Genomic DNA, 1,805 nt, shown 5'->3' on the forward strand with positions numbered 1-1,805 from the left:
GCTTTTGGATCATAATAAAGACCAGGATCATTTTAGTATTCCTGATAACTTTGGCGATCTACATGGCAATCTATTCAAAGATTTTATCTGCTCTGATACTTACAAAAAGAACTTTAACAAGCTGCCTGTTATCTGTCTGAGTGTGTCTGATAATAAAATTTATCAACGTACAGAAAACGGTCATCCTGTCTTAGGCATTGAATACTTACCAAACGAATCTTCTTTGACTGAACAATACTTCAAAAAGATGGGCTTTGAAGTGCGTTATTTTATGCCACCAAACAGTGTCGCGCCGCTTGCGTTCTACTTCTTTGGCGATTTGCTTAGCGATTACACCAATCTAGAGTTGATCAGTACCATCAGTACGATGGAGACCTTCCAGAAAATCTATCGGCCTGAAATCTACAACGCTAACGCGGTGGCGGGTAATCACTATCAGCCAAAATTGAAGCATTCAGATCATTCCTTAACGCAAATTGTTTATGACAGACAGGAACGTAGTCAGTTAGCCATCAAGCAAGGGAAGTTTGCTGAGGAGAATTTTATAAAGCCCTACCAGAATGTTCTAGAAAAATGGTCGGCAAACTTTTCCCCATCAAACGATGTTTTACAAAACCTAGCCTCGTGATTGGCCTAAAAAGACGGAAATTCATGATGAAAAAATTATTACCTACTTCGACGGCTGGTAGCTTACCCAAGCCTTCATGGTTAGCGGAACCTGAAAAACTCTGGTCACCATGGAAGTTGGAGGGAGAGGACTTAGTCTCCGGTAAACAAGATGCACTTCGCGTTACCTTGCAGGAGCAAGAAAATGCAGGAATAGATATCGTGAGTGATGGTGAGCAAACGCGTCAGCATTTTGTAACGACTTTCATAGAGAGCCTGAGCGGCGTTGATTTTGATAAGCGCAAAACGGTTAGGATTCGAAATCGCTATGACGCGAGTGTGCCGACTGTTGTTGGTCCAGTGAGTCGCCAGAAAGGAGTGTTTGTTGAAGATGCGAAGTTCTTACGCAAACAAACCAAACAGCCAATAAAGTGGGCGCTTCCCGGTCCTATGACGATGGTGGACACGCTTTACGATGAGCACTACAAGAGCCGTGAAAAACTGGCTTGGGAATTCGCCATTGCCTTAAACAAAGAGGCTAAGGAACTCGAAGCGGCTGGTGTTGATATTATCCAGTTTGATGAGCCTGCATTTAACGTCTTCATTGATGAGGTCAACGAATGGGGCATTAAGTGTTTAGAGCGGGCGATTGAAGGTCTGAAATGCGAGACCGCTGTACACATTTGTTATGGCTATGGCATTAAAGCCAATACAGACTGGAAGAAGACTTTAGGTTCGGAGTGGCGACAGTATGAAGAGACATTTCCATCGATACGAGAATCTAATATCGATATTGTTTCGTTAGAGTGCCATAACGGTCGCGTACCGGTTGAGGTTCTTGAACTTATTCGAGGCAAGAAAGTGATGGTCGGTGCCATTGATGTAGCAAATGAAACTATCGAAACGCCCGAAGAGGTCGCTGAGACTTTGCGAGGCGCTTTGAAATATGTCGATGCAGATAAGCTCTATCCGTGCACCAATTGTGGCATGGCCCCATTATCCCGAAAAATTGCAAGAGGAAAACTTGAAGCCTTACGCGCTGGTGCCGATATCGTCAGACGAGAATTGGCCGCTTAAAAGTCAAAACAATTGTGAGCAAACCTAGATAAACCACTCAAAGCAGAAGTAGTCACTGATGAGTATCATTGAATTTTTAACACAAAACTTTCCCACCTTTTTAGCCTTGTTAGCGACAGGAG

Annotated in this window: 2 protein-coding genes; both read left to right on the forward strand. The window is 43.4% G+C overall.

Going from position 1 to position 1,805, the window contains the following annotated elements; translation table 11 throughout:
• Positions 1 to 628: putative oxygenase MesX (locus A3738_RS13645; RefSeq protein ID WP_156504255.1), on the forward strand; the 628-nt coding region annotated here is incomplete at its 5' end.
• A 26-nt stretch (positions 629 to 654) separates the two neighbouring features.
• Entirely contained in the window at positions 655 to 1,683 is a 1,029-nt protein-coding gene (locus A3738_RS13650; protein WP_068480548.1) for a methionine synthase, read from the forward strand.
• The last annotated feature ends 122 nt before the right edge of the window (positions 1,684 to 1,805 follow it).

Source organism: Oleiphilus sp. HI0066 (assembly GCF_001635725.1).